General features: G+C 48.2%; 20 protein-coding genes. 15 read left to right on the forward strand and 5 right to left on the reverse strand.

The genetic code is table 11. The annotated features are described in order from the left end of the window. Positions 1-190 precede the first annotated feature (190 nt). From LRP50_RS01160 to LRP50_RS01175, 4 genes are read right to left on the reverse strand one after another with little or no spacing between them, the layout of a single operon-like run. Complete coding sequence (locus LRP50_RS01160) at positions 191-1,225, reverse strand: nuclear transport factor 2 family protein (RefSeq protein ID WP_274162685.1); 1,035 nt, start codon at positions 1,223-1,225, stop codon at positions 191-193. A 3-nt stretch (positions 1,226-1,228) separates the two neighbouring features. After that, entirely contained in the window at positions 1,229-2,107 is an 879-nt protein-coding gene (locus LRP50_RS01165) for a carbohydrate ABC transporter permease (RefSeq protein ID WP_017009696.1), read from the reverse strand. Positions 2,108-2,116: 9 nt separating this feature from the next. Beyond that, positions 2,117-3,148, reverse strand: a complete 1,032-nt coding sequence (locus LRP50_RS01170) for a carbohydrate ABC transporter permease (protein ID WP_017009695.1) — start codon at positions 3,146-3,148, stop codon at positions 2,117-2,119. A 51-nt stretch (positions 3,149-3,199) separates the two neighbouring features. Further along, the gene (locus LRP50_RS01175) at positions 3,200-4,444 is read right to left on the reverse strand and encodes an ABC transporter substrate-binding protein (RefSeq protein WP_017009694.1); all 1,245 of its coding nucleotides are present in this window, start codon (positions 4,442-4,444) and stop codon (positions 3,200-3,202) included. 440 nt (positions 4,445-4,884) lie between these two features. Here LRP50_RS01175 and LRP50_RS01180 point away from each other — a divergent pair, with 440 nt between their 5' ends. The 14 genes from LRP50_RS01180 (at position 4,885) to LRP50_RS01245 (ending at position 19,095) form a co-directional block, all read left to right on the forward strand. Further along, complete coding sequence (locus LRP50_RS01180) at positions 4,885-5,976, forward strand: ABC transporter ATP-binding protein (protein ID WP_102259073.1); 1,092 nt, start codon at positions 4,885-4,887, stop codon at positions 5,974-5,976. After that, a complete protein-coding gene (locus tag LRP50_RS01185; RefSeq protein WP_274162686.1) occupies positions 5,973-6,509 on the forward strand; it encodes an ester cyclase in 537 nt (178 codons plus the stop codon). Before LRP50_RS01180 ends, LRP50_RS01185 begins: the two co-directional genes overlap by 4 nt. A gap of 52 nt (positions 6,510-6,561) precedes the next feature. After that, on the forward strand, positions 6,562-7,878 hold the full coding sequence (gene hisD / locus LRP50_RS01190) for a histidinol dehydrogenase (RefSeq protein ID WP_274162687.1): 1,317 nt from the start codon (positions 6,562-6,564) through the stop codon (positions 7,876-7,878). A gap of 6 nt (positions 7,879-7,884) precedes the next feature. Beyond that, positions 7,885-8,940: an ester cyclase gene (locus LRP50_RS01195; RefSeq protein WP_274162688.1), complete on the forward strand. Its 1,056-nt coding sequence runs from the start codon at positions 7,885-7,887 to the stop codon at positions 8,938-8,940. Further along, on the forward strand, positions 8,937-9,707 hold the full coding sequence (locus LRP50_RS01200) for an SDR family NAD(P)-dependent oxidoreductase (protein ID WP_274162689.1): 771 nt from the start codon (positions 8,937-8,939) through the stop codon (positions 9,705-9,707). Before LRP50_RS01195 ends, LRP50_RS01200 begins: the two co-directional genes overlap by 4 nt. After that, entirely contained in the window at positions 9,707-10,726 is a 1,020-nt protein-coding gene (locus LRP50_RS01205; protein ID WP_274162690.1) for a LacI family DNA-binding transcriptional regulator, read from the forward strand. The genes LRP50_RS01200 and LRP50_RS01205 overlap by 1 nt, the downstream gene beginning before the upstream one ends. Continuing rightward, on the forward strand, positions 10,723-11,691 hold the full coding sequence (locus LRP50_RS01210) for a nuclear transport factor 2 family protein (RefSeq protein WP_274162691.1): 969 nt from the start codon (positions 10,723-10,725) through the stop codon (positions 11,689-11,691). Before LRP50_RS01205 ends, LRP50_RS01210 begins: the two co-directional genes overlap by 4 nt. Positions 11,692-11,732: 41 nt before the next feature. After that, the gene (locus LRP50_RS01215) at positions 11,733-12,695 is read left to right on the forward strand and encodes a cupin domain-containing protein (protein WP_274162692.1); all 963 of its coding nucleotides are present in this window, start codon (positions 11,733-11,735) and stop codon (positions 12,693-12,695) included. Further along, positions 12,692-13,399: an alpha/beta fold hydrolase gene (locus tag LRP50_RS01220; RefSeq protein ID WP_274162693.1), complete on the forward strand. Its 708-nt coding sequence runs from the start codon at positions 12,692-12,694 to the stop codon at positions 13,397-13,399. The genes LRP50_RS01215 and LRP50_RS01220 overlap by 4 nt, the downstream gene beginning before the upstream one ends. Then, entirely contained in the window at positions 13,399-14,094 is a 696-nt protein-coding gene (locus tag LRP50_RS01225; protein WP_274162694.1) for an RraA family protein, read from the forward strand. The genes LRP50_RS01220 and LRP50_RS01225 overlap by 1 nt, the downstream gene beginning before the upstream one ends. A gap of 131 nt (positions 14,095-14,225) precedes the next feature. Next, the gene (locus tag LRP50_RS01230) at positions 14,226-15,209 is read left to right on the forward strand and encodes a TRAP transporter substrate-binding protein (RefSeq protein WP_274162695.1); all 984 of its coding nucleotides are present in this window, start codon (positions 14,226-14,228) and stop codon (positions 15,207-15,209) included. 91 nt (positions 15,210-15,300) lie between these two features. Beyond that, positions 15,301-15,801, forward strand: a complete 501-nt coding sequence (locus LRP50_RS01235) for a TRAP transporter small permease (protein WP_017017945.1) — start codon at positions 15,301-15,303, stop codon at positions 15,799-15,801. After that, complete coding sequence (locus tag LRP50_RS01240; protein WP_274162696.1) at positions 15,798-17,096, forward strand: TRAP transporter large permease; 1,299 nt, start codon at positions 15,798-15,800, stop codon at positions 17,094-17,096. The genes LRP50_RS01235 and LRP50_RS01240 overlap by 4 nt, the downstream gene beginning before the upstream one ends. Positions 17,097-17,292: 196 nt before the next feature. Continuing rightward, the gene (locus LRP50_RS01245; RefSeq protein ID WP_274162697.1) at positions 17,293-19,095 is read left to right on the forward strand and encodes a DCC1-like thiol-disulfide oxidoreductase family protein; all 1,803 of its coding nucleotides are present in this window, start codon (positions 17,293-17,295) and stop codon (positions 19,093-19,095) included. 212 nt (positions 19,096-19,307) lie between these two features. Here LRP50_RS01245 and LRP50_RS01250 read toward each other — a convergent pair whose 3' ends face one another. Then, positions 19,308-19,793 carry a DUF1097 domain-containing protein gene (locus LRP50_RS01250; protein WP_274162698.1) on the reverse strand — a complete coding sequence of 162 codons (486 nt, stop codon included), beginning with the start codon at positions 19,791-19,793 and terminating at the stop codon, positions 19,308-19,310. 625 nt (positions 19,794-20,418) lie between these two features. Here LRP50_RS01250 and brnQ point away from each other — a divergent pair. After that, complete coding sequence (gene brnQ, locus LRP50_RS01255; protein ID WP_274162699.1) at positions 20,419-21,735, forward strand: branched-chain amino acid transport system II carrier protein; 1,317 nt, start codon at positions 20,419-20,421, stop codon at positions 21,733-21,735. The last annotated feature ends 154 nt before the right edge of the window (positions 21,736-21,889 follow it).

Below are 21,889 nucleotides of genomic sequence, written 5' to 3' on the forward strand. Positions count from 1 at the left end.
TTGTATTAACTGACCCTTACAGTAAATAAAAACAATTCGAGTTTCATTTAAATGAATTTGGTCTAATATTTTCGAACCTGAACACATTTAAAATCACGAAAGAATACATAAGCCACTCATTAGGCAGCATGTAGAACGGACAATTGATGCGTACCATGCGTAAACTTATCTTCATCGGAGCGTCTCAGCATTAGATCCTCAGTGCTATGTCACATTGCGTTTCTGCACTGAGATACTGGTTCCTAGCCAGAAGATCTATCCCTTGCTGATGGAAAAAATGCAGTAAATCGATAAATACCCAGTTTTCAGCCAATTTTTCACCGTCACGTCGATAGATATCAATCACACGCATGTCGAAGAACTTGTCACTGGCCGGCAGCCCCATGAATCCACCAGAAGGTTTAAGCGAGAGATTTGGCCAACCAAAAAAGCCACCAAACTCCCCTTCCGCAAATTTACAGACATGGCCATTAAAAACACGCTCAGAGAAACTTGACCTGAACACCCCTGAATGTTGCTTGGCATAACGTTCAATGGTGTAGCTCGCACCAATACCGGTTGGCCCCCACCAGATCATGTCATCATGCCAACTCAAGGCTAGCTCTTCTTCAAGGCTCAAGTCATGATCCCAGTTGCCTAAGTCGGTGATCATTTGATTAATCACCGACAGTGTTTTTGCCGATGCCTCGGCGTTTTGTTCATCCAACATCAAGCCAGAATGATTCATTGGTCCTGGCTGAATAAGCTGTGCGCCGGTTTGCGGCATGAAGGGGTTCACGCCGGCTTGCACCATCAAGCCTGGAATATCCATAAACATGGCTGACTGCGCGATCTTGCCTTCCACCACTTGGGTGAACTCGCAATAGCGCAGAAATGCCATCCGTCCGGTTTTGGCAATGCCGAGCCAGTCATTATCAAACAGCCCCATAAGATGGCCCATGGACACCACCCACACTGAGCCGTCAGACGCCAAGCTGTTTTCACCCGCCATGAAAACATCCTGACGGCGTTGCAGTTTTTTCAAACTGGTTTTCAACGGTTGCCAGAATTGATCGCTGACGGCGTTTTGCCCCTCCAACTCATTGAAGGGGTGGCAACCACGCCACTGATAGTCAGCACTGCAATACGTTTCCAACACCTTCGGTACATCTTGAACAGTTGCACGATCAAGCGCTTGATAAAACGCAAATACGCATTGCTTGGCATCTTGTAACGCTTGCGGCATGACCTACCCCTTCACCGCGCCTGCGGTTAAACCCGACACGATTTGTTTTTGGAAGAACAGAACAAGGAAGAACAGCGGGATCATCGCAGAGACCACCGCAGCAACAGCAAACATCACGTTTCCTTCCACCTGCGTGGTACCCAAGAAGCTCGCAATTTTTGGCACCATGGTTTGGTTATCTTGGCTCAGCAACATGCCTGTTACAGCAAAATCGTTGTAAGCGAGCAAGAAACTAAACAGGCCTGTGGTGATTACCCCCGGCCACATGACAGGGATGATCACATGTCGGAATGCTTGGAATCGCGTGCAGCCATCGACCATCGCGCTCTCATCCATGTCTTTCGGAATATTCAAAAAGAAGGAGTGCAGCATCCATAGAGTGAAGGGTTGGTTAATCGCGACCAACACAATGATTGTCGTGCCTAGGTGACCCCATAAATTCCATTCGAAAAAGGGCAACATATAGCCTGATACCAAGGTGATATGCGGCATCGCGCGCAGCACCAAGGCAATCATCAAAATCCACAGGGAGTATCGAAAACCAGAACGGGCCAACGCATACCCACCTAGAGTGCCTATGGTGAGTGAAATAATAACAACAGAAAAAACAACAACGAATGTATTGATCCCTGCGAGCCAAAAGTCCTGCTCAATCCACGCGCCGTAATATCCCTGCCCCGTAAATTCACCGCCTGTTTCAAGCAAGGTTTTCACCCCGTAAATCGCGTTCATCCAATCAGATTTCGAGAAAAAATCCGCCTGAACCTTGAACGAGCCCCATGCGGTCCAAAGGAACGGGCCTGCTGCTATTAATAGCCAAACAATCACGAACCCTATCGACAATGTTTTAAGCCAAATCGGCTTTCTACGTACTTCTTCCATGATGAACTCCTACGCCGATTTACGGTTGAAATCGCGCCATGTCCGGATGAACACAGGCATAAGCAAGATAGCCACACCAAGAATAGTGAGCATGGAGGTCGCTCCAGCGGAGCCAAACAATTGCGAATCAGTGCCGCGCAGATCGTTGAAGATCAACCAACTTAACGAGGTCGCATGAGCCTCTGCCGCAAAACCAACAATGGGCTCGAATACACGGAAGTTGTCCATCAACTGCATCAAGGCAACAAAGGTCACCAGTGGTGCCATGTGCGGCATGACAACATAGCGAATCGTTTCCCAGCGAGATGCGCCATCTATCATTGAGGCTTCCAATGTGTCCGTCGGCACTGTTTGTAATCCGGCGTAAAAGACAATGAAAGAGAATGGAATAGATGACCAAATCCCATACACAAACAGCGTTATCCATGTCAGTGCGGGTGAGGCTTTTAACGACAAGCTATCGTCTTGGAACCAATTTTGGATGGTGGCACCAATCACGCCATCCGCATCGATCATCCAGAACAAGATTAGTGACCCTATTAATGGCGTCACAATCATGGGGAGAAGCGATAAGAAAATCGTGGGGCCTTTTACTAGCTTCGGCAACGCATTCACACACAGGGCGACCACCATGCCGAAGAAGATTACGCAGGGTGTAACGATGAAGGTGTATGCCAAGGTGAAAACCAGTGCCTTGTAGAAAGGCAGGTTCATCAAGCCGTTGAAGAAACCGCCGAGCGAATCTGTCGAACGCCACGCTTCTGACACATTTTCAAACGCCAAATGGCTGCGATTCGTATAGGTATCTAACCCGTTAAAACGCCCAAGGGGCTCTTCTTCACGCAGTTGGTCAGTCGCTTCTCTATCAACGGATACCGTTTTCTTACAGCCAAACGGCCCGCAGTTTTCCGTCTCAAGCACTATCTGTTCATGCTCTACGTGCAATGACTGAACGAACACCGACACGATAGGTAATGCGATGAGCAGAAACATGACCAATAAAGACGGCCACATAAACTTCATAAACGTACGATGTGGCATGGACCCACTCCTTTGCCGTTAGACGCCCCGATTCCTATCGGGGCAACAAGATTAAAGGAAGCCCTGCTCGCGTGCAGACGTCATGTAAGCATCTTCGACATCTTTAAGCGCTTGCGCTGCCGATTCATTTCCAAGTAGAAAGTCTGGAAGTTCAGCACCTAACGCTGAATGCAACAGACCCATGTATGGCAACATCGGATAAGGATTGGCTTGTTGTTGTACCGTGCTGATGACGCCCATCGCAGACGCATCGGGTTCATAACCTTCAATCAACCACACGGCTTTTTGGGAATTTGCCTTCATCATGTCAGGGGAGATAGCTTGCACCATCACTTTGAAGGTCGCTTCGGCATCTTGCTCAGAAAGATTGCTGGCGATCGTCCAACCGTCCCACCACAACGTGGCACCTGGGGTGCCATCTGCCGTAAACGCGGGCGTATTGGTTAAAACCGTTGAACCAACAATCTCTGGCGTCGACCCTTCATCGTCTAAAATCGCAGTACCTCTAGAGCCCCACATCAACGCAAAAGCGACTTTGCCTTCTTCCCAAAGGGCTTGAGTGCTGTTGGAATCAAACGTTAAAAAATCAGGGTTGGACAATTCGGTCAGCGCTTTCAATGTGTTCAGCGCCTTTATTCCCTCAGCATTGTTTAGGTTCGGTATGGCACTACCTGGTTTAAAGAACCCTGCCCCTGTTGCACTAAATACGTTGATGAATTCTTCCCCTAGGTTCCAGCCCGTTTTGGTGTTCAACGCGATGGGGTATTTCATCAAACCGTCTTTTTGTATTTTCTTCGCTGTCGCGATCAACTCGTCATAAGTTTTAGGCGGCTGCGCACCGACTTTTTCTAACATGTCTTTACGGTAAAAAAGGTGTTGAGAGTTAGCCATGAAAGCCACCGCCATCACGCTGCCATCAATTTTTATCAACTGCGTCGGCTGCAAGCTCTGACCATGTTTTGCCACTAACGCATCAAGGGGTTGAATCAGCCCTTCATTGAGTAACGGAACAATCGAGCTGGTAGAAACAATCGCAGTAGAATATTTCGAGGGCTTGGCTTTCAAGGCGGCGGATTGAATGTCGCGATGATCTTTCGATTGGTTTTTGGTCACAACAACCTTGTCCGTCGCACATCGCTCAGCCATCGCGGCAACAGCATGCAATGCTGGGAAATCATTGGACAGAATACTCACGTTTCCAACATCAACACCGCAGTCAATTTGTTCTGCACTGAGTGTGTGGCTGAACAAGGTGACCAATCCCGCCGCAAATGTACTTATCAATTTGACTTTCATTTTCCTCTCCAACTTCTCAAGAAGGGTTTTCGTCTTACAGTAACAAGCACTCTAAGCACGACACACTTGAAGCCAGATCTTCCTTGAGACCACGACAACAAGAATATTTTTGATTACGTATGCAAAAATAATTATGCCTAACAGAGATATTGGCAAGTAACAAAATTCACGCAATTAACCATACGTTAACATTCCCACACTTTGCCATTACTCACAGATTATCAATAAGTTAATTGATCACCCTTCGTAAAGCACCTCTCTATAACTTGCTGATTAACATAAATTTCTTGTCTTTGAGAAACCAACACATACAGATTTATTTATGTGATCACACGCAAACATACAGCATAAGCATGTTTGCGGACGCGCATTTTACTGTTTATTTTGAATACGTACCCAGTCACCAAAATTCAGACCGCGTTGGAACATGGAGAGCAGTCATGGCAGAAGTGCAATTACGTCATATCGACAAGCGATGGGGAGATTTTGTCGGGGTTAAAGATTTCGACTTAACCATTCCCGATAAAGAATTTCTTGTATTGCTTGGCCCATCAGGATGTGGAAAAAGCACCACGATGCGCATGATTGCTGGCCTCGAAGATGCCACCAGCGGCGACATACTGATTGGCGGCAAGGTCGTGAATGATTTGGAACCAAAGGATCGCGATGTCGCCATGGTATTCCAAAGCTACGCGCTCTACCCCAACATGACCGTGTATGAAAACATTCGTTTTCCCCTCAAGGTAAGACACATCGACCCCGCAACGCATGATGAGAAAGTCATGCGAGCCGCAGAGATGGTCGAACTGACAGACTTTCTTCATCGTCGCCCTGCTGATCTCTCTGGCGGGCAACGTCAGCGTGTTGCGTTAGCCCGCGCCATTGTTCGCGAACCCAATGTGTTTTTGATGGACGAACCGTTATCAAACCTTGATGCCAAACTTAGGGTCTCTACACGCGCTCAAATCAAGAACCTGTCACACGAACTACAAATCACCACCATTTATGTCACGCATGACCAGATTGAAGCCATGACCTTGGCTGATCGTGTTGTCGTAATGAGTGCTGGGAATGTACAGCAAGTCGGTACGCCGACAGAAATCTACAACTATCCGGCAAATACGTTTGTGGCGAGCTTCATCGGCTCACCTGCCATGAACCTTGTCAAAGGCACGATCAGTAATGGTGTCTTCACTGCAGAAAACATGACCATTCGAGGATTAGATACCGCTTTATCAGGAGATATCACGCTGGGATTTCGCGCAGAAGATGCCGAGGTAAACCCCGTGGGTAGTGCACCTGATGTGACGGAAATCAGTGGCATTAAGGCCAATGTGTTTTCTATCGAGTTGCTCGGGGAAGCCACGATGATCACCGTAAAAATAGGTGATGCACTCGTCGCAGTGAAAGCGGGTAAGGACTATTCCACTGAAATCGGTCATGTGTTTTCAACAAACATCCCCGCCTCGATTTGCCATCTTTTTGATGCAAGCACAGGCCTAAGACTCAATAACGGGAGCCAATCAGAATGAGAGGCTCAAGACCCGAACAAGCGAGTTTGACCAAAGACACCGATTTGAGCCAAACGGACGAAACACGCCGCGTTATAGAATCCATGGTTGATGGACTTAATGATCATCGAATCGGCGATATTGGTGAGTTTTTCGCAGAGACCTTTCGCTGGTTTGGCAACCAAGGCTGTGGCACCAAGGTTGGGTTGGAAGAATTTCAACGCAACTGGCAAAAGCCCTTCCAAGCGGCATTCTCAGACAAAATTTGTGTCGATGAAGCCCGACTCTACATGGGCGAATGGGCCGCGGCGTTTGGGCATCAGACTGCCAAACATACTGGCACGTTTATGGGTGTAGAACCCACGCATCAAACTGTAGAAATCCGCTACATGGATTTCTGGAAAGTTCAGAACGGAAAGATCGTAGATAACTGGGTGATGGTGGATTTTCCCCATGTTCTTCATCAGCTTGGCGTGGATGTATTTGATGGCGAAGGCTGGGAGGCGTTCGATACTCATCAAAAAACACCCCCCGTACCCGCTCAATCACATTGAGCTTCTCCGTTTGCTCCGTTAATGGGGAAACACGATTAATAGGAACACATTGATGGCTATCACGTACCTTAAAACGGGAAAATCTGAATCAGACAAAGTCAGCGATAACGAGAAAGTCGTTCAGATCGTTTCGGACACATTGAAGAAAATTGAAAATGAAGGGGATAATGCGGTTAGAGAACTGGCGATAAAGTTCGATAATTACGCACCAGAATCCTTCCTTCTTTCAGAGCAAGATATTGCGGATCTGATTGCAAAAGTGTCACCAGAAGACATGGCGGATATTCGCTTCGCCAATGAACAAGTCACCAACTTTGCCCAGATTCAACGCGATTCGATGACTGACGTCGAAGTTGAAACGCTACCCGGCGTCATATTGGGACACAAAAACATTCCGGTTCAAAGCGTGGGCTGTTACGTACCAGGAGGGAAATTCCCCATGGTTGCTTCGGCACACATGTCTGTCGCCACCGCCAAAGTGGCGGGTGTTCCCCGTGTGATTGCGTGTACTCCACCTTTCAAAGGGGAACCTAACCCTGCGGTTGTGGCAGCCATGCATCTTGGCGGGGCAGACGAAATCTATGTGCTGGGTGGAATTCAGGCCGTCGGTGCCATGGCGCTAGGAACAGAAACCATTGAGCCCGTGCATTTGCTCGTTGGCCCTGGGAACGCCTTTGTGGCTGAAGCGAAACGTCAGCTATTTGGTCGTGTCGGAATCGATTTGTTTGCAGGCCCGACCGAAACCATGGTGATCGCAGATGACACTGTGGATGCAGAAATGTGCGCCACGGATTTACTCGGACAAGCAGAACACGGGTACAACTCCCCTGCCGCATTGGTCACCAATAGCGAAAATCTCGCGAAAGACACCTTGGTGGAAATTGAACGTTTACTGAAAATATTACCCACGGCAGATACCGCCAAGGTGAGCTGGGAAGATTACGGAGAAATCATCCTCTGCGACTCCTATGAAGAGATGTTGCAAGTATCAGAGGAAAAAGCCTACGAGCATGTTCAAGTCATGACTGATCGCGATGATTGGTTCCTTGAAAACATGACGTGTTACGGCGGCTTATTCCTTGGCCCACGTACCAACGTGTCTAATGGTGACAAGGTGATTGGCACGAACCACACCCTGCCCACTCAAAAAGCGGGGCGCTACACGGGCGGACTTTGGGTAGGGAAATACCTCAAAACCCACAGCTACCAGAAGATCACCACCGATGAAGCCGCCACGCTCGTTGGCGAATACGGCTCTCGTCTGTGCATGTTAGAAGGTTTCGTTGGCCACGCTGAACAATGCAATGTACGCGTCAGACGCTATGGGAAGAAACACGTTCCTTACGGTCAACCAGCGCCTCGGGGTTAACGTGTGATGACTCAGGCCGCTGACCTCACAACATGGATGCACATGCTGACGCGCTGGCGAGAAAGCCAGCAGCGTGTGAATGTCATTGAACTCGATGACATCGCATCAAAGATGTTCAGCGATAACGCCCGTATTCACATGTGTCATCCTTTTGGGGAGCAGCCTAGCGCGCGCGCATGGATAAACACCAGCTATCGTGCTTTGGTCGACGCCATCCCTGATGCAGAAAGAAGAGACACCATTGTCATCAGCGGGCAAGACCAACAAGACAGTCGTTGGGTCGGTTGCTGTGGGTATTACTGTGGCACCTTCATCGCACCATTTTTAGATATTCCGCCAACGGGCCAATTCGTGCACATGCGATATCACGAGTTTTATCGCGTTTCAGAGAATGGCATCGAAGAGGTACAGGCAATTTGGGACATCGTTGAAGTCATGAAACAAGCCAACGCTTGGCCCATGGCCCCCTCACTAGGCCGCGAAGGTTTGGTGCCTGCTCCTGCCACTCTCGACGGCATTAAACCGATGAATGGGGAGCTAAGCGGAAGTGACAGCCTTGATATTGTCATCCGCATGCTCGACAACCTCGGACGACATCCCTCTCAAGGTGGCCCTGAAGTGATGAAGCTGCCCGAGGCGTGGCACGAAGATTTAACCTGGTATGGCCCATCAGGAATCGGGACATGTCGCGGTTTTTCAGGGTTTCGCCAATGGCATCAAATTCCTTTTTTAAGCGCGATGCCCGACCGTGGCTTGGACCATGAAAACATCACGCTGCATTTTTTTGCACAAGAGAACTACGTCGCGGTGACAGGTTGGCCAAACATGATTCAAACCTTGTCCGCCGACGGATGGTTAGGTATTGCACCAACAAACCAGAAAATCACCTTACGCAGTCTCGACTTTTGGCGCATCGAAGATAAGAAAATCAAAGAAAACTGGGTGCTTATCGATCTATTAGACATTTATGCGCAACTTGGGGTCGATGTTTTTGCGAGACTAAAAGCATTCAACACATCAAGACCGACAGGATCCGTCGTTTTGCCAAAGGAAAGGTTATGACCATATCGCTACCCATCACACCCTCTTTTGATCTCTTTAACAAACGTGCACTTGTCTCCGGTGCCTCCTCGGGTATTGGCCTCGCTTGCGCGACGGCACTCGCTAGGGCGGGTGCCCACGTCACCTTAATCGCTCGCCGCGAAGAAAAGCTATTAGAACTAAAAGAAGCCCTCGACCAAGAAGGTTACCAATCTGATATTTTGGTGTTGGATGTCACCCAACTTGATGCGCTTGAGCAGGCTCTAAATGCGCGAGAACCTTACGACATTGTTTTAAATTCTGCGGGGCTCGCGATTCATTCACCCGCGCTCGATACACAGCAAGCTGATTTCGACACGGTCTTCGATCTGAATGTGAAAGCCGCGTATTTCTTATTCCAATTTGCCGCTCGTCGTCTAATGGAATCGCAGAAGCCCGGCAGTTTTATTAGCATTTCCAGCCAAATGGCGCACGTTGGCGGCATCGATCGTGCAGTGTATTGCGCCAGCAAACACGCCGTTGAAGGTTTCACCAAAGCCATGGCGATTGAATGGGGCAAACAAAACATTCGTGTAAATACAATTTGCCCCACGTTCATCAAAACCGAACTCACCGCAAGCACCTTTGCAGATCCAGAGAAGCTAGCATGGCTGCAAAGCAACATTAAGTTAGATCGTGTCGGTGAAGTGGAAGATTTAATGGGCGCAGTGCTTTACCTCGCCTCTAGCGCTTCAGGCATGGTCACGGGAACCTCGCTCAAAGTTGACGGAGGCTGGACAGCAGAGTAATGGCAAATGATAAGATCACCTCAACCGATGTAGCAAAACATGCCGGCGTCAGTCAGTCTGCCGTCAGTCGTGTCTTTACGCCCGGCGGATCCGCATCCAAGAAAACCATCGATAAAGTCAAAAAGGCCGCCGAAGAGTTGGGTTATCGCCCAAACGTGCTTGCACGCGCCATGGTCTCAGGTAAAAGCCGCGTGATTGGACTTGTGGTGGCCTACCTCAACAATCAATTTTACCCCGAAGCATTGGAAAAGCTTTCAAATTTATTGCAAGAACAAGGCTATCACGTCCTGATTTTCATGGCGAACAATGTCGACAGCGTGGTTGATGAAGTCATTGAAGAAATTCTGGATTACCAAGTCGACGGCATCATCGCCGCTTCCGTCGAGTTGTCATCTGAATTGGCCGTGAGATGCCGTTCGGTAGGCGTCCCGATCGTACTGTTCAACCGCGCCCAACAAGGCGGTGAATTCTCTTCCGTGACCTCTGACAACTTTAGTGGCGGCATGGCTGCTGCAGAGTTTCTGGTGGCAGGTGGACATAAAAAAATCAGCTACATCGCTGGGCTGGAATGCACCTCAACGCAGCGCGACCGTGAAATTGGTTTTCGCGCCGGCTTACAACAAGCCGGCATGGCATTGCACTCACGTGGCGAAGGCATGTTCGATATGGCAAAAGCCAGTGCGGCAACCAAAGCTATGTTTCAGGACGATCCGCCTGATGCTGTTTTCGTCGCCAATGACCACATGGCACTCGCCGTGATGGACACGCTGCGTTTCGAACTAGGGTTGCGTATTCCTGACGATGTTTCCGTTGTGGGGTATGACGATGTACCTGCAGCAAGTTGGCCGAGTTATGGCCTCACCACCCTCGCCCAGCATGCAGACATCATGGTCAATGAAACAGTACGTATTCTGTTGCAACAAATCAGCCATGAGAACGATACCCCACAGAAAGTGGCTATTGGTTCGCCGCTCTTGGTTCGCACATCCGCAAAAATCCCCGCAGGTTGGAAATCATGAAAGGCTTTGATGGCAAGTTCACAGACTTTCCCGACTATATCTTGTCCATCACGGAAGAGATTTGGGAAGGGAGAAATATCCACTCACTGCATGACTACTATTCGTCAGACATTGTCGTGAGAACCCCTGCTGGCATTTCGATTGGCAACAAAGACGTTATCGCGCAAACCAGCTCAGTGCTCAACGAATTGCCCGATCGGATATTACTGGGCGAGGACGTGATTTGGTCGGGTTCACCGGAAGAAGGCATGTTGTCTTCCCATCGTATTTTATCTCAAGCTACCCATACCCGTGATGGCCAGTTTGGGAAAGCCACAGGCAAGAAACTTTGTTATCAAGTGATCGCCGATTGCCATGCCATCAACAACCAAATCAATGATGAATGGTTGATTCGAGACCAAGGATCGATCGTTCGACAGCTCGGTCATGACCCCAAACAATTCGCTATTGACCAGATTCATGCCGAAGGCGGTGCCGACAACTGCAACAAGCCTTTTACGCCAGAACAAGACACCTTAGGCCCCTACCTTGGCAAAGGTAATGACAACGTATGGGGCGACGCTTACGTCAAAACCCTGAAACGTTTGATGAGCGCGGAATATTCGTGCATTCCAGAAGATTACGATCGCGCATGTCAGGTCACGCACCCTAGCGGTGAGTCAGGTTATTCATGGTCTGCCGTTGAAGCCTTCTGGCTCGGATTACGCGCAAGCTTTCCCGGCGCAACGTTCACCATCGAGCACCAAATTGGCCGAGAAGACCCGTTAATGCCTCCCCGTGCCGCCATTCGATTTTCTCTCTATGGGAAACATGCGGGTTGGGGTCGCTTCGGGCAACCGACGGGCGCGAATGTCTATGTCATGGGTGCAGCCCATGTTGAATTTGGGCCGCGCGGCATTCGACGTGAGTTTGTCGTTTTTGACGAAACGGCCATTTGGAAACAAATCGCCCTGCATACGGGTTAGCTATTGCGATTCAAGAGAACCGCCACAACAAGGAGTGTTAAATGAAACAACCGCAATGGGTAAGGTTTGGAGACCTGATACCGTGTCGTTCCGCCTTTATCGACGCGCATACGCCGGGCTCTGATCAGAAAGAAAACTTTACCATTATCGGTGGTGGTGTGTCTGAAAGCCCCGACCAGCACATTCATATTCAAGCCACACCGGGCTTCAATATTGGCGCGGCTGGCCAACCACCGCGCTGTTTCAATTCTCTTCACTCTCACAACACCGCTGAAGTCTTTTTTGTGCTCAAAGGTCGTTGGCGCTTCTTTTGGGGAGAAACCGGAGAAGATGGCGAAGTGGTGCTCGAAGAAGGCGATATTTTCAACATTCCCACCCGCATGTTTCGCGGCTTCGAAAACATTGGCAGCGATTACGGCATGATCATGTCGATTTTAGGTGGCGATGATGCAGGTGGCGGCGTCATTTGGGCCCCTCACGTTCGAGCTGCAGCCGATGCGCATGGCTTGGTACTCGGTGAAAGTGGCCGTTTGTACGACACAGAGAAAAACGAAACCTTGCCAACCGGCGAGAGTGAAATGCCACTGCCAGAAGCACAGTGGCTCAACGCCCTGCTTCGTCCAGATGCAGCAACCGTGGTGAAGCACTATGTTGCTCGCTACTGGGATATGGTCGCCATCTCGGCAAAACAACCGGTGCTGGTTATTGGTGAAAATGGGTTACTCAAAGACAAACCAGGATTCACCGTGGATTTTCTCACTCGCACTTCTTTCAATCAGCAAGCACAAACGGCGGAAAAAGATGTGGTGTTAATGGTGATGCGCGGGCATTGGACGCTTGCTTGGGAAGACGAGTCACTGACCCTCAACCCCGGCGATACGGTTTGGCTGCCAGAGGGCACGGATTATCACCTCGACGTCAATGTATCTGGTGAATCGAGTCTTTTCCGCGTCACGCGAACAGAAGATGCAGCAGGGTTAACCTGGACAGGTGATGCGAAATGAACAACGTCTCTGTTGAGCCTTTGGTGTTTCTTCCCGGCATGATGTGTGATGAGCGTCTGTTTGCGCCACAAATAGCCGCATTCCAAGCGGATCGAAACGTCATCGTCATGGATATTTCTTCTGAACAATCGATGGCATCCCTCGCCGAAAAAGTGCTCAAAAATACTCCTGAGCGTTTCGCGCTTGCGGGCCTGTCAATGGGCGGCATATTAGCGATGGAAGTCTATCGGCAAGCACCTCATCGCATCAGCAAATTAGCACTCATGGATACCAACCCACGTGCGGAAATGGACGAGGTAAAAGCAGGACGACAAGTTCAACTTGATCGCATCGCCAAAGGGGAGCTTCTGAGCATCATGCAAGAGGTGATGATTCCCAAATACCTTCATCGCGAACACCCAAACCCCTATATCGAAGCGCGCTGTCTTCACATGGCGAAAAGCCTCGGCGACATGGCATTCGTCAATCAATCGCTGGCGCTCAGAGACAGACCCGATCAACAAGACACGCTGAAGCATGTTGATGTTCCCACGTTGATTTTAATGGGTGAAGACGATCAGCTGTGCCCAAAAGACAGGCATGATGCGATCAAAGCACTGATCCCTCATGCAGATTATGTGGTCATCAAAAAAGCAGGCCATCTTCCCACTCTCGAACAACCGGAGGCAACCACACGCGCGCTCGCTACGTGGTTGAACAGTTAATGGATAAAGCGCTCTACGAATTACTGATCAGTGTGGACACCCCTACGGTATGTAACGCCATAGAAGTCGCCCAAGGAAAGCGCGGATTCAACGATTTCACGCGAGGCACGTTACACGCTTCAGCGCCCGAGAGTCCCGCTATCGTCGGCTATGCAAAAACAGCAATGATTGCGGCGCTAGAACCTTCTAGGTTGCCCGTTGATGATGTCAGAAAACTGCGAATGGACTACTACCGATACATGTCGGAAGCCCCGTTCCCTTCCCTCGCGGTGATTGAAGATTTAGATTTTCCCGATGCTATCGGTGCGTTTTGGGGGGAAATCAATACCAATGTCCACAAGGGCTTTGGGTTGAGTGGCGTGTTAACCAACGGTGTGATGCGCGATCTTGGCGACTTACCTGAGGAATTTCTCGTTCTCGCAGGGTCAGTGGGCCCTAGTCACGGTTTCGTGCATATCGAGAGCATTGGCGAACCTGTCGAGGTCTTTGGTTTACGCGTGTCGCACGGAGACCTCATTCACGCCGATCGACATGGCGCGGTGGTGATCCCTACCGACATTGTTCCTGTGCTCGCTGATGCAATCGAAACCTTACTCAGCAACGAACAAATCATTTTGAAAGCCGCAAGAGAAGAAGGCTTCAACTTTGACCGATTCGAACAAGCATGGGCTGAATTCGAGCGCGTGCGAACTTAGCGTTTTTCATCGCCTCGCGTGATCTCGATGCGCTGAGACAACACCAACGCAATACCCATGAACACAGAAACACCACCACGCTGCTCATACTGAGCAGTGCAGGCATTTACGGCTCAAAAAAGGAGTACACCATGAAATTTTCATTGATGATGACCGTCATAGCCGGATTACTCACCACCAGCGCCTCATATGCTGACACCACGATTCGCATTGGTCACGCCACACCCGAAGTGTCTCCCATTCACCAATCGCTGCTTTATTTTGAGGAAGAATTAGAGAAACGATCTAACGGAGACATTGATGTTGAAATCTATCCCGGCGGCCAACTCGGTAGCGTGAGGGAAATGACGGAACTTGTTCAGTCCGGCAACATTACCATGGCAACGGGCGCGTCCGTTCACTTGTCTTCCACGGTGAATGAGTTGGCTGTACTTGACCAATTCTTGCTGTTTGCCGATGAAGACACTGCACGAAATGTGCTTGATGGCGAAGCAGGCAAATCATTGGGCACCGCCATGGAAAAACGCGGCTTGAAGTCAATGGGCTTTATGGAATTAGGTTTTAGAAGCTTCACCAACAACCGCGCACCGCTTGATAGCTATGACGCATTTGCGGGGCTGCGTATGCGATCGGCGGATAACCCTATCGCCATCAGTGCATGGCGTTCTGTTGATGCCGTGCCCATCCCGCTGGCATGGGGAGAGATCTATTCATCGCTCCAGCAAAACCTGATTTTCGGACAAGAGAGCGCCCTGTCTTCCATGCTTGTTGAACGCTTTTTTGAAGTGCAGAAATACGTATCGCTCACCAATCACATTTACTGGCCTGAACTTTGGATGGCCAACCTCGAGTGGTACAACGATCTTGATGACAAAGACCGTCAATTGATTGATGAAGTTGCAAGAGAAACCGTGCTACTTCAACGCGACTTAACCTTGAAGACAAATAACGAAACGTTAGCAGCACTCAAAGAAAAAGGGCTCAAGGTTAACAGCCTACCGCTAGAAGACCGCGAACGTTTGGGTAAAACCATGAACACCGCGATTGAAGCCGACATACGTAAAAAAGTGGGCAGTGATTTCTACGACCAGTTTATGTCGAACATTCAACCTTAGTGACGATGCAGGGCTTCTAAGAGATTGAGAAGCCCTGTGTTTAACGAGTGTCCACCGCTCTCAAACTGGTTGTCATGGAGAATTACCCACCATGTTTCGGATAATCGAAAAGTATTTTGAGCCTACCATCATCGTCACCAGCCTCTTCGCGATCATTGTGTTGGTGTTTGCGGATGTGATCGCGCGCTTTGCCTTCTCAACCTCTATCGTTATCGCCAATGAAATCGCAAGGCTGTGCTTCGTCTACCTCATTTACTTTGGGATCAGTTACGCCATCCGCGAACATCGGCACATGCGAGTCACTTACTTTGTCGACAAGTTCTCGCAAAAGAAGAAACGGATTGTGATGTTTATCAGCGAATCCATCTTCCTCATCTACTCCGTCACGGTGTGCTACCTTGGCGTACAAATTACGCAACAAGCCATCGAGCGCGGTAAAACCTTATCAGCCACACAATGGTCTACGTCTGTGCTTTACGCCGCCATCATCTTTTCAGGGTTGCTGTGCAGCTTGCGACTTCTCTATTCGTTGTACCAAATTGGTGTACGTGGTGATCTGAGTCTGTATAACAGCGAGGAGAAACCATCATGACATCACTGATTCTCTTCGCAGGTTTCTTTAGCATGTTACTCATTGGCGTACCGATTGGTATCGCCCTAGGTTCAGCATCGCTTCTCGCCATTATGTACATCCCTTTTCTCAAGCCTGATTTATATGCGCTTGGGCTCGTGAGTGGCATCAACAGCTTCACCTTGATTGCTGTTGTGTTGTTCACCCTTGCAGGCAACATCATGAGCAAAGGGGGAATTTCCAAACGTTTGATTGCCGTTGCCGATACCTTGTTTGGTCGCGCACCCGGGGATTTAGGTACCGTCACGATCATGGCTTGCCTATTCTTCGCAGCCATATCAGGTACAGGCTCTGCCACAGTCGCAGCGGTCGGTTTAGCGATGATCCCCGCCCTTGTTCAGCGAGGGTATGACCGTGCCTATGCTGGCGCTATGGTAGCGAGTGCTGGCGGATTAGGCGTGATGATTCCCCCTTCCGTGGTCATGATTGTGTACGCCGTTGCGGCGGGCGTATCAGTGACGGCGCTGTTTATGGCAGGGATTCTGCCCGGTATCGTGATCGCCATTACTTTGATCACTTACAACTACTTTCACCGCAAACAAAACCGCCACGCTCACATGGTAGATACTCGAGCACCCGCGACATACAAAGAAATCTTCCATGTACTCAATGAAGCAAAGCTCGCACTCATCATGCCCATTGTTATTCTCGGCGGCATCTACGGCGGCATTGTCACGCCAACGGAGTCTTCTGCCGTAGCCGTGGTATACGCCTTGATCGTGTCTTGTTTGGTGTATCGCGAACTTCCGATGAAGCAATTACCCAAAATCATGCTGGAATCCGCCATGCTGGTCTCCGCAGTGCTCGTGATTATCGGCGCATCCGTGGCCTTTGGTCGCATTATCGCACTAGAGAAGATCCCCACCGAACTGGCGCAGTTCGTTTTATCGAGTACGGAAAACAAATATTTCGTCCTCCTCGCGATACTCGTATTGCTCCTTATCATCGGCACCTTCTTGGAAACGCTCGCCTCGATTGTCATTCTGACGCCAGTGTTATTGCCAGTTCTCACCAAGCTAGACGTGGATTTGGTGCATTTCGGTATCGTGATGATCGTCGCCCTCGCCATCGGTTTCGTGACACCTCCGCTTGGCGCAAACCTCTTTATGGCGGCCCAAGTGGGAGAGATACCCTTCGAGAAAATAGCCAAGCGGATACTACCCTGGGTTATTACCTTGATTGGAGCGCTTCTGCTTATCACTTTTATTCCGCAAATATCTCTATTTTTGCCGGAATACTTTCTTGGGTACAAATAGCCTAAGCTATCGGGTGAAAGTATTGAAAATTGGAATAATATAAATACACCACAGCGTCACAAGCAAATATAAGGTCAAGCACATAAAAGCAGATCTTCAACAACTATAATAAATACCATTATTAAGAGTGATACTTTGGTTATGTCCATTTTCATTCACTTAACGCATGCATAACTGGTAAGCATTGGAATCGTTGATGAGTTCTTTTAAAACAGTATTCGGTATCGATCTACGTACATTGGCATTGTTCCGTATCGGTCTCGCCTTAATGATTCTAGTTGATCTTATCAGTAGAGCCCGTGATATCACTGCGTTCTATACTGATGAAGGGCTGCTTAGTCGCACCGCGTCCATGGCGCTGTCCTCAGACTATCGACTTTCACTTTATTGGATGAATGGCAGTGAATGGTTCGTCACGTTGCTTTTTGTCATTTCTGCGTTCGTCGCTATCTTGCTCCTCATTGGCTACAAATCCAGAACCATGGCGTTTATTAGTTGGATTTTTCTTTTCTCTATCGTAAATCGAAACAGTGTGATTGTAACCGGCGGTGACGTACTGCTCGTAATAATGTGTTTTTGGGCAATCCTTCTACCAATTGGTGCAAGATTTTCAATAGATAGCTCGCTAAATCGTCGATATAAAACAGACGAAAATGCAGTACCTGATGACCACAGATACTTTTCGATCGTCTCGGTCGCCGTTCTTCTTCAAGTGATGTATCTGTATTTCTTCACCGCATTACTAAAAACGTCAGATGACTGGCAAGTCACCATGGATGCCGCGTACTACGCCGTTCATATCGAACAACTCGCCACCGTATTTGCCATTTGGATGAGAGGTTTTCCTGAGCTACTCACATTTGGCACTTACTTTGTTTGGTATCTAGAAATCATTGCGATATTTCTGGTTTTCTCTCCTATCTTCCACGTTCAATTGCGATTGTTCACACTTGCACTGTTGATCGTCATGCACTGCGCCTTCTTTCTGTCTCTCCACATCGTGCTTTTCCCATTTATCGACTTTATGTCGCTGAGCTTACTCATTCCAGGAGTGTGTTGGGACTGGTTAGCCAAATTCAATGCCAAACCCAAACGGAGAGACATCGTTATTTTCTATGATGAAGGCTGCGGATTCTGCAAGAAAACCTGCCTAATACTGCGAAACTTTCTTCTTCCTGACAGTGTGAAGATACACCCTGCACAGAAGAACCCCGACATTTATCCAATCATGGAAAAGGAAAATAGCTGGGTGCTTCGTGACCATCAAGGTGGCTTACACACTCACTGGAATGGCGTTCAATATCTGTTTAGGGTATCACTACTTTTTAGACCCATCGGAGTAGTGATGGGATGGAAACCCCTATTAGGGGTTGGAAATAGACTCTATCGTTGGATAGCCGATAATCGTGACATGATGGGGCGAATTACTGAACGCTTTCTGCCTTATAACGACCAAAAAGACCGCGCCGGTTATGTAGAAAATTGCGTGGCCTTGGGGGCACTTTATATTGTGACTTACTACAACGTTAGCGGTATTCAACAATTTCACGTAAAACGCCCGCAACATGTCTCGATACCCGCTAAGGTGCTACGCATTGATCAACATTGGGGTATGTTCGCTCCTTCACCCCTTAAATTCTCTTTGATGCCCGTTATCGAAGGTAAAACCCGAGGTGAAGACGTCGTTGATGTTTGGAGTATGAGCTTTGAGCCACCAAGCCGAGTGATACCTGAACTTCTATCTGCAGAGTTCAAAAATTACCGTTGGCGTAAATACTTTGGAAGATTGCATTCAAATCGTAACAAGAAAGTACTCGCAGGTTATGGCGGCTATTTATGCAAGCAATGGAATGAAGGAATCTTAACAAAAAACAAACAGTTAGCATCTTTCACAATTGAATTTGAACGACTAAGAACCATGCCAAATTATAGGCCGCGTAAACCCTCAACAGTAAAAGTGTGGACCCATTGGTGCTTCAAAGAGTACGCAAAGAAATAGGTTTGTCAGTTTCGGCAATATAGTGTTTCTTGTGGTGTGCGTTATATCAACGCTCATTCCAACGCCACTGGCTGAAAATCGTCTGAGCTTTTGCTTTTCAAAAGTTACTTAAAACGCTAAGAGCCTTATCACAATCGATGATAATTGCCGTTCATTGCTGAATGCAGAGCTAACGAACTACCTGAAATAAGAGTCGAGTTGCTTATTCTCGATTAATGTTCGGGATTAAATCCAGCCGCATCCGAAGACTGATTCGATTTATTGTGAAGCCATAGTCCTGTTGCTTTCATCAAGTATCCAAACACTCCACCAAGCAGCAACGACGGCAAAACAAGTTGCCAGTCACCACCCGCTGCGAATGTGGCGCAACAACCAATAAAAGTACCTGGGATATATCCCAACCATGCTTGTTTCGCTTGGATACACATAAAAAATGCAACAACAGCAGTAATTACGTAGCCTAAAATGTCTAGCCCAACAAAGTTGGAGCTTTCGATAATCACCATTGCCCAAAATACACCAGTTGTGTTGGTTAACAAGCTCGCTGCAAGTCCCTTTACACCGCCAGTAGGCGACGCAAAGTAGCTGGTGCATCCCAAGAAACCTGCCCATGACAGTAAGCCGAAAGAAACGGCAATCCAGCCCCATAGACCTGACAAAATACCTGTTGTTAACGAAATCGCGACCAATGTACTCATGTTGCTTCTAAAACCTCACTGCAAGATCTCTGCATTCGGTTTTAGCCTCACTAATAATCAAGCAAGCATACTATGGGATAACAGCCCTCAATTAATAGATCTAAATCACACCATTAATGTACTGAATAGATACCATCTCAAATATTAGTGACATGAGTCACTATATAAGCCGTCAAATTGTTAGCGAATTGTTTAGTACGTCAACACGCATCCTAACCATTAACGCGATTGCAATTGTGGCACTGAATCCCTCACCCCATCATAAAATGTCATTAATAACCATTACGACCAAATTTCCGATCATACGCTGAGTTATAGAAACTTAAACATTACAATTGTAATACACAAATAACCAAAAGATTGTACTTTACAAAGAATCTCTTTCACTCTATGTTGTCAGCTCCTTAACCAACAAGTGCATGAGTTATGTCCCTAACTGCTCACAACAATTTGGCCCAGCTACACACTGCATCAGCCAAGAACGTTGCAGCACTTGTCTCTGTCGTCGTCGTCATTATCTGACGCTGACGATGCTACTATTCGTCAGCAAAAAGCTGGCGGATATAAGTCTCTCCTTTTACATCTTCCAGCAAACTGACTAAACACTTTATATAAGGTACGTCGTTTGAAAGGAAGAGAACTCGCAGCCGTAGGTTTCATGACATTCGCCCTATTCTTGGGCGCTGGCAATCTCATTTTCCCACCGTTAATGGCACAGCAAGCTGGCGAGAACTGGCTATCTGCAATTGCAGGCTTCCTCATTACTGCAGTAGGCTTACCGGCATTAACCTTGATTGTACTTGGGAAGTTGCCTTCAATAGATCGGCTCACGTCAGCATTGCCAACATGGATGGATCGTGGCTTTTGGATCTTAATCCTTACCACCATTGGCCCTGCGTTTGCCTTACCTCGTGCAGTGACGGTTGCCTACGAAATGGGGATAAAGCCATTTAGCTCTGGCGATGGGCTTTTTCTCTTTTCTATACTATTTTGCGCACTTACGCTTGTTTTAGCGATAAAGCCCGGGAAACTCATTAATTACATTGGTCGGATAATGACACCAGCACTCATCGCGATGCTGGGTCTACTCACTGTATTTGCGCTGTTTAATCCCTTGGGGTCACCCTCAAAAGCTACGGATATTTACCAATCGGCACCAGTTGTTAACGGCCTCATTCAAGGTTATATGACGCTAGATGCTATCGCGGCGGTGGTGTTCGGTTGGGTTATTATCAATACTATAAGAACCACTAGCAGTCAGGACAAAGAAACGTCATTTCGCGATACGCTAATTATCGTCGGTATATACGCTGCCTTGATGGCGCTTTGTTATCTTTCTATGGGTTACTTGGGTGCGACATCATCAAACATTGCGCCGAATGCTAGCAATGGTGGAGAGATTTTAGCCGCTTATGCTGCTGGGCAGTTTGGCGCATTTGGACAAATCTTATTGGCATCAATCACACTCATCGCATGCCTAACCACAACGGTAGGTATTACAACTGCCAACGCCGAATATTACAAAAATACTTATGGTATCAATGTTAAATTAAGCGCCATTGTTGTCACCTTTCTCACTGCGACCATTTCTAACGTTGGGCTAGAAACTATTATTCAGGTGAGCTTGCCCGTTATCTTGATCCTGTGTCCAATCGCTATTGCTTTGATCCTATCGGTGATATTTATCCCTAAGGCCAGTGAACCAAAACAACGTTGCGCATCGATGGGACAAACCATGGTGGTGCTTATTTCTGGCGTATTTGGAACATTGGATGCTTTGAACATTTTGGGTAAATTACCCGACTTTGTAAGCGACACAGCAACTCACTACTTACCACTGTTCCCAGACAACATGTCTTGGTTGATGCCATCATTGGTCACCATGGCATTGGTCCGGATCACCCGCCAATTCATGGCGAGTAAACAGCCACTGTTCGGCTAATCCAACATAAGTAAAATGGAGGCGCAACCATGCGCCTCCATTTTCATTCCAAGCACTGCTTCTCATCCCTGCTAGATTTCCCATTCACAGCCTCAATCGCTTCTGCCGTGTGAACAGCATGTTCCATCAATGAATCAGGCCAGGGCTTACTCCT

The sequence above is a fragment of the Enterovibrio gelatinilyticus genome (genome assembly GCF_028683095.1).
In the GTDB taxonomy this organism is placed as follows: domain Bacteria; phylum Pseudomonadota; class Gammaproteobacteria; order Enterobacterales; family Vibrionaceae; genus Enterovibrio; species Enterovibrio gelatinilyticus.

What these genes read in the sequence shown, in the direction of transcription:
- LRP50_RS01240 (WP_274162696.1), top strand. Translation starts at nt 15,798, where the DNA reads ATGACATCACTGATTCTCTTCGCAGGTTTCTTTAGCATGTTACTCATT.
- LRP50_RS01225 (WP_274162694.1), top strand. Translation starts at nt 13,399, where the DNA reads ATGGATAAAGCGCTCTACGAATTACTGATCAGTGTGGACACCCCTACG.
- LRP50_RS01235 (WP_017017945.1), top strand. Translation starts at nt 15,301, where the DNA reads ATGTTTCGGATAATCGAAAAGTATTTTGAGCCTACCATCATCGTCACC.
- hisD (WP_274162687.1), top strand. Translation starts at nt 6,562, where the DNA reads ATGGCTATCACGTACCTTAAAACGGGAAAATCTGAATCAGACAAAGTC.
- LRP50_RS01220 (WP_274162693.1), top strand. Translation starts at nt 12,692, where the DNA reads ATGAACAACGTCTCTGTTGAGCCTTTGGTGTTTCTTCCCGGCATGATG.
- LRP50_RS01210 (WP_274162691.1), top strand. Translation starts at nt 10,723, where the DNA reads ATGAAAGGCTTTGATGGCAAGTTCACAGACTTTCCCGACTATATCTTG.
- LRP50_RS01170 (WP_017009695.1), bottom strand. Translation starts at nt 3,148, where the DNA reads ATGCCACATCGTACGTTTATGAAGTTTATGTGGCCGTCTTTATTGGTC.
- LRP50_RS01185 (WP_274162686.1), top strand. Translation starts at nt 5,973, where the DNA reads ATGAGAGGCTCAAGACCCGAACAAGCGAGTTTGACCAAAGACACCGAT.
- LRP50_RS01245 (WP_274162697.1), top strand. Translation starts at nt 17,293, where the DNA reads ATGAGTTCTTTTAAAACAGTATTCGGTATCGATCTACGTACATTGGCA.
- LRP50_RS01160 (WP_274162685.1), bottom strand. Translation starts at nt 1,225, where the DNA reads ATGCCGCAAGCGTTACAAGATGCCAAGCAATGCGTATTTGCGTTTTAT.
- LRP50_RS01205 (WP_274162690.1), top strand. Translation starts at nt 9,707, where the DNA reads ATGGCAAATGATAAGATCACCTCAACCGATGTAGCAAAACATGCCGGC.
- LRP50_RS01215 (WP_274162692.1), top strand. Translation starts at nt 11,733, where the DNA reads ATGAAACAACCGCAATGGGTAAGGTTTGGAGACCTGATACCGTGTCGT.
- LRP50_RS01200 (WP_274162689.1), top strand. Translation starts at nt 8,937, where the DNA reads ATGACCATATCGCTACCCATCACACCCTCTTTTGATCTCTTTAACAAA.
- LRP50_RS01250 (WP_274162698.1), bottom strand. Translation starts at nt 19,793, where the DNA reads ATGAGTACATTGGTCGCGATTTCGTTAACAACAGGTATTTTGTCAGGT.
- LRP50_RS01165 (WP_017009696.1), bottom strand. Translation starts at nt 2,107, where the DNA reads ATGGAAGAAGTACGTAGAAAGCCGATTTGGCTTAAAACATTGTCGATA.
- LRP50_RS01195 (WP_274162688.1), top strand. Translation starts at nt 7,885, where the DNA reads ATGACTCAGGCCGCTGACCTCACAACATGGATGCACATGCTGACGCGC.
- LRP50_RS01175 (WP_017009694.1), bottom strand. Translation starts at nt 4,444, where the DNA reads ATGAAAGTCAAATTGATAAGTACATTTGCGGCGGGATTGGTCACCTTG.
- LRP50_RS01180 (WP_102259073.1), top strand. Translation starts at nt 4,885, where the DNA reads ATGGCAGAAGTGCAATTACGTCATATCGACAAGCGATGGGGAGATTTT.
- LRP50_RS01230 (WP_274162695.1), top strand. Translation starts at nt 14,226, where the DNA reads ATGAAATTTTCATTGATGATGACCGTCATAGCCGGATTACTCACCACC.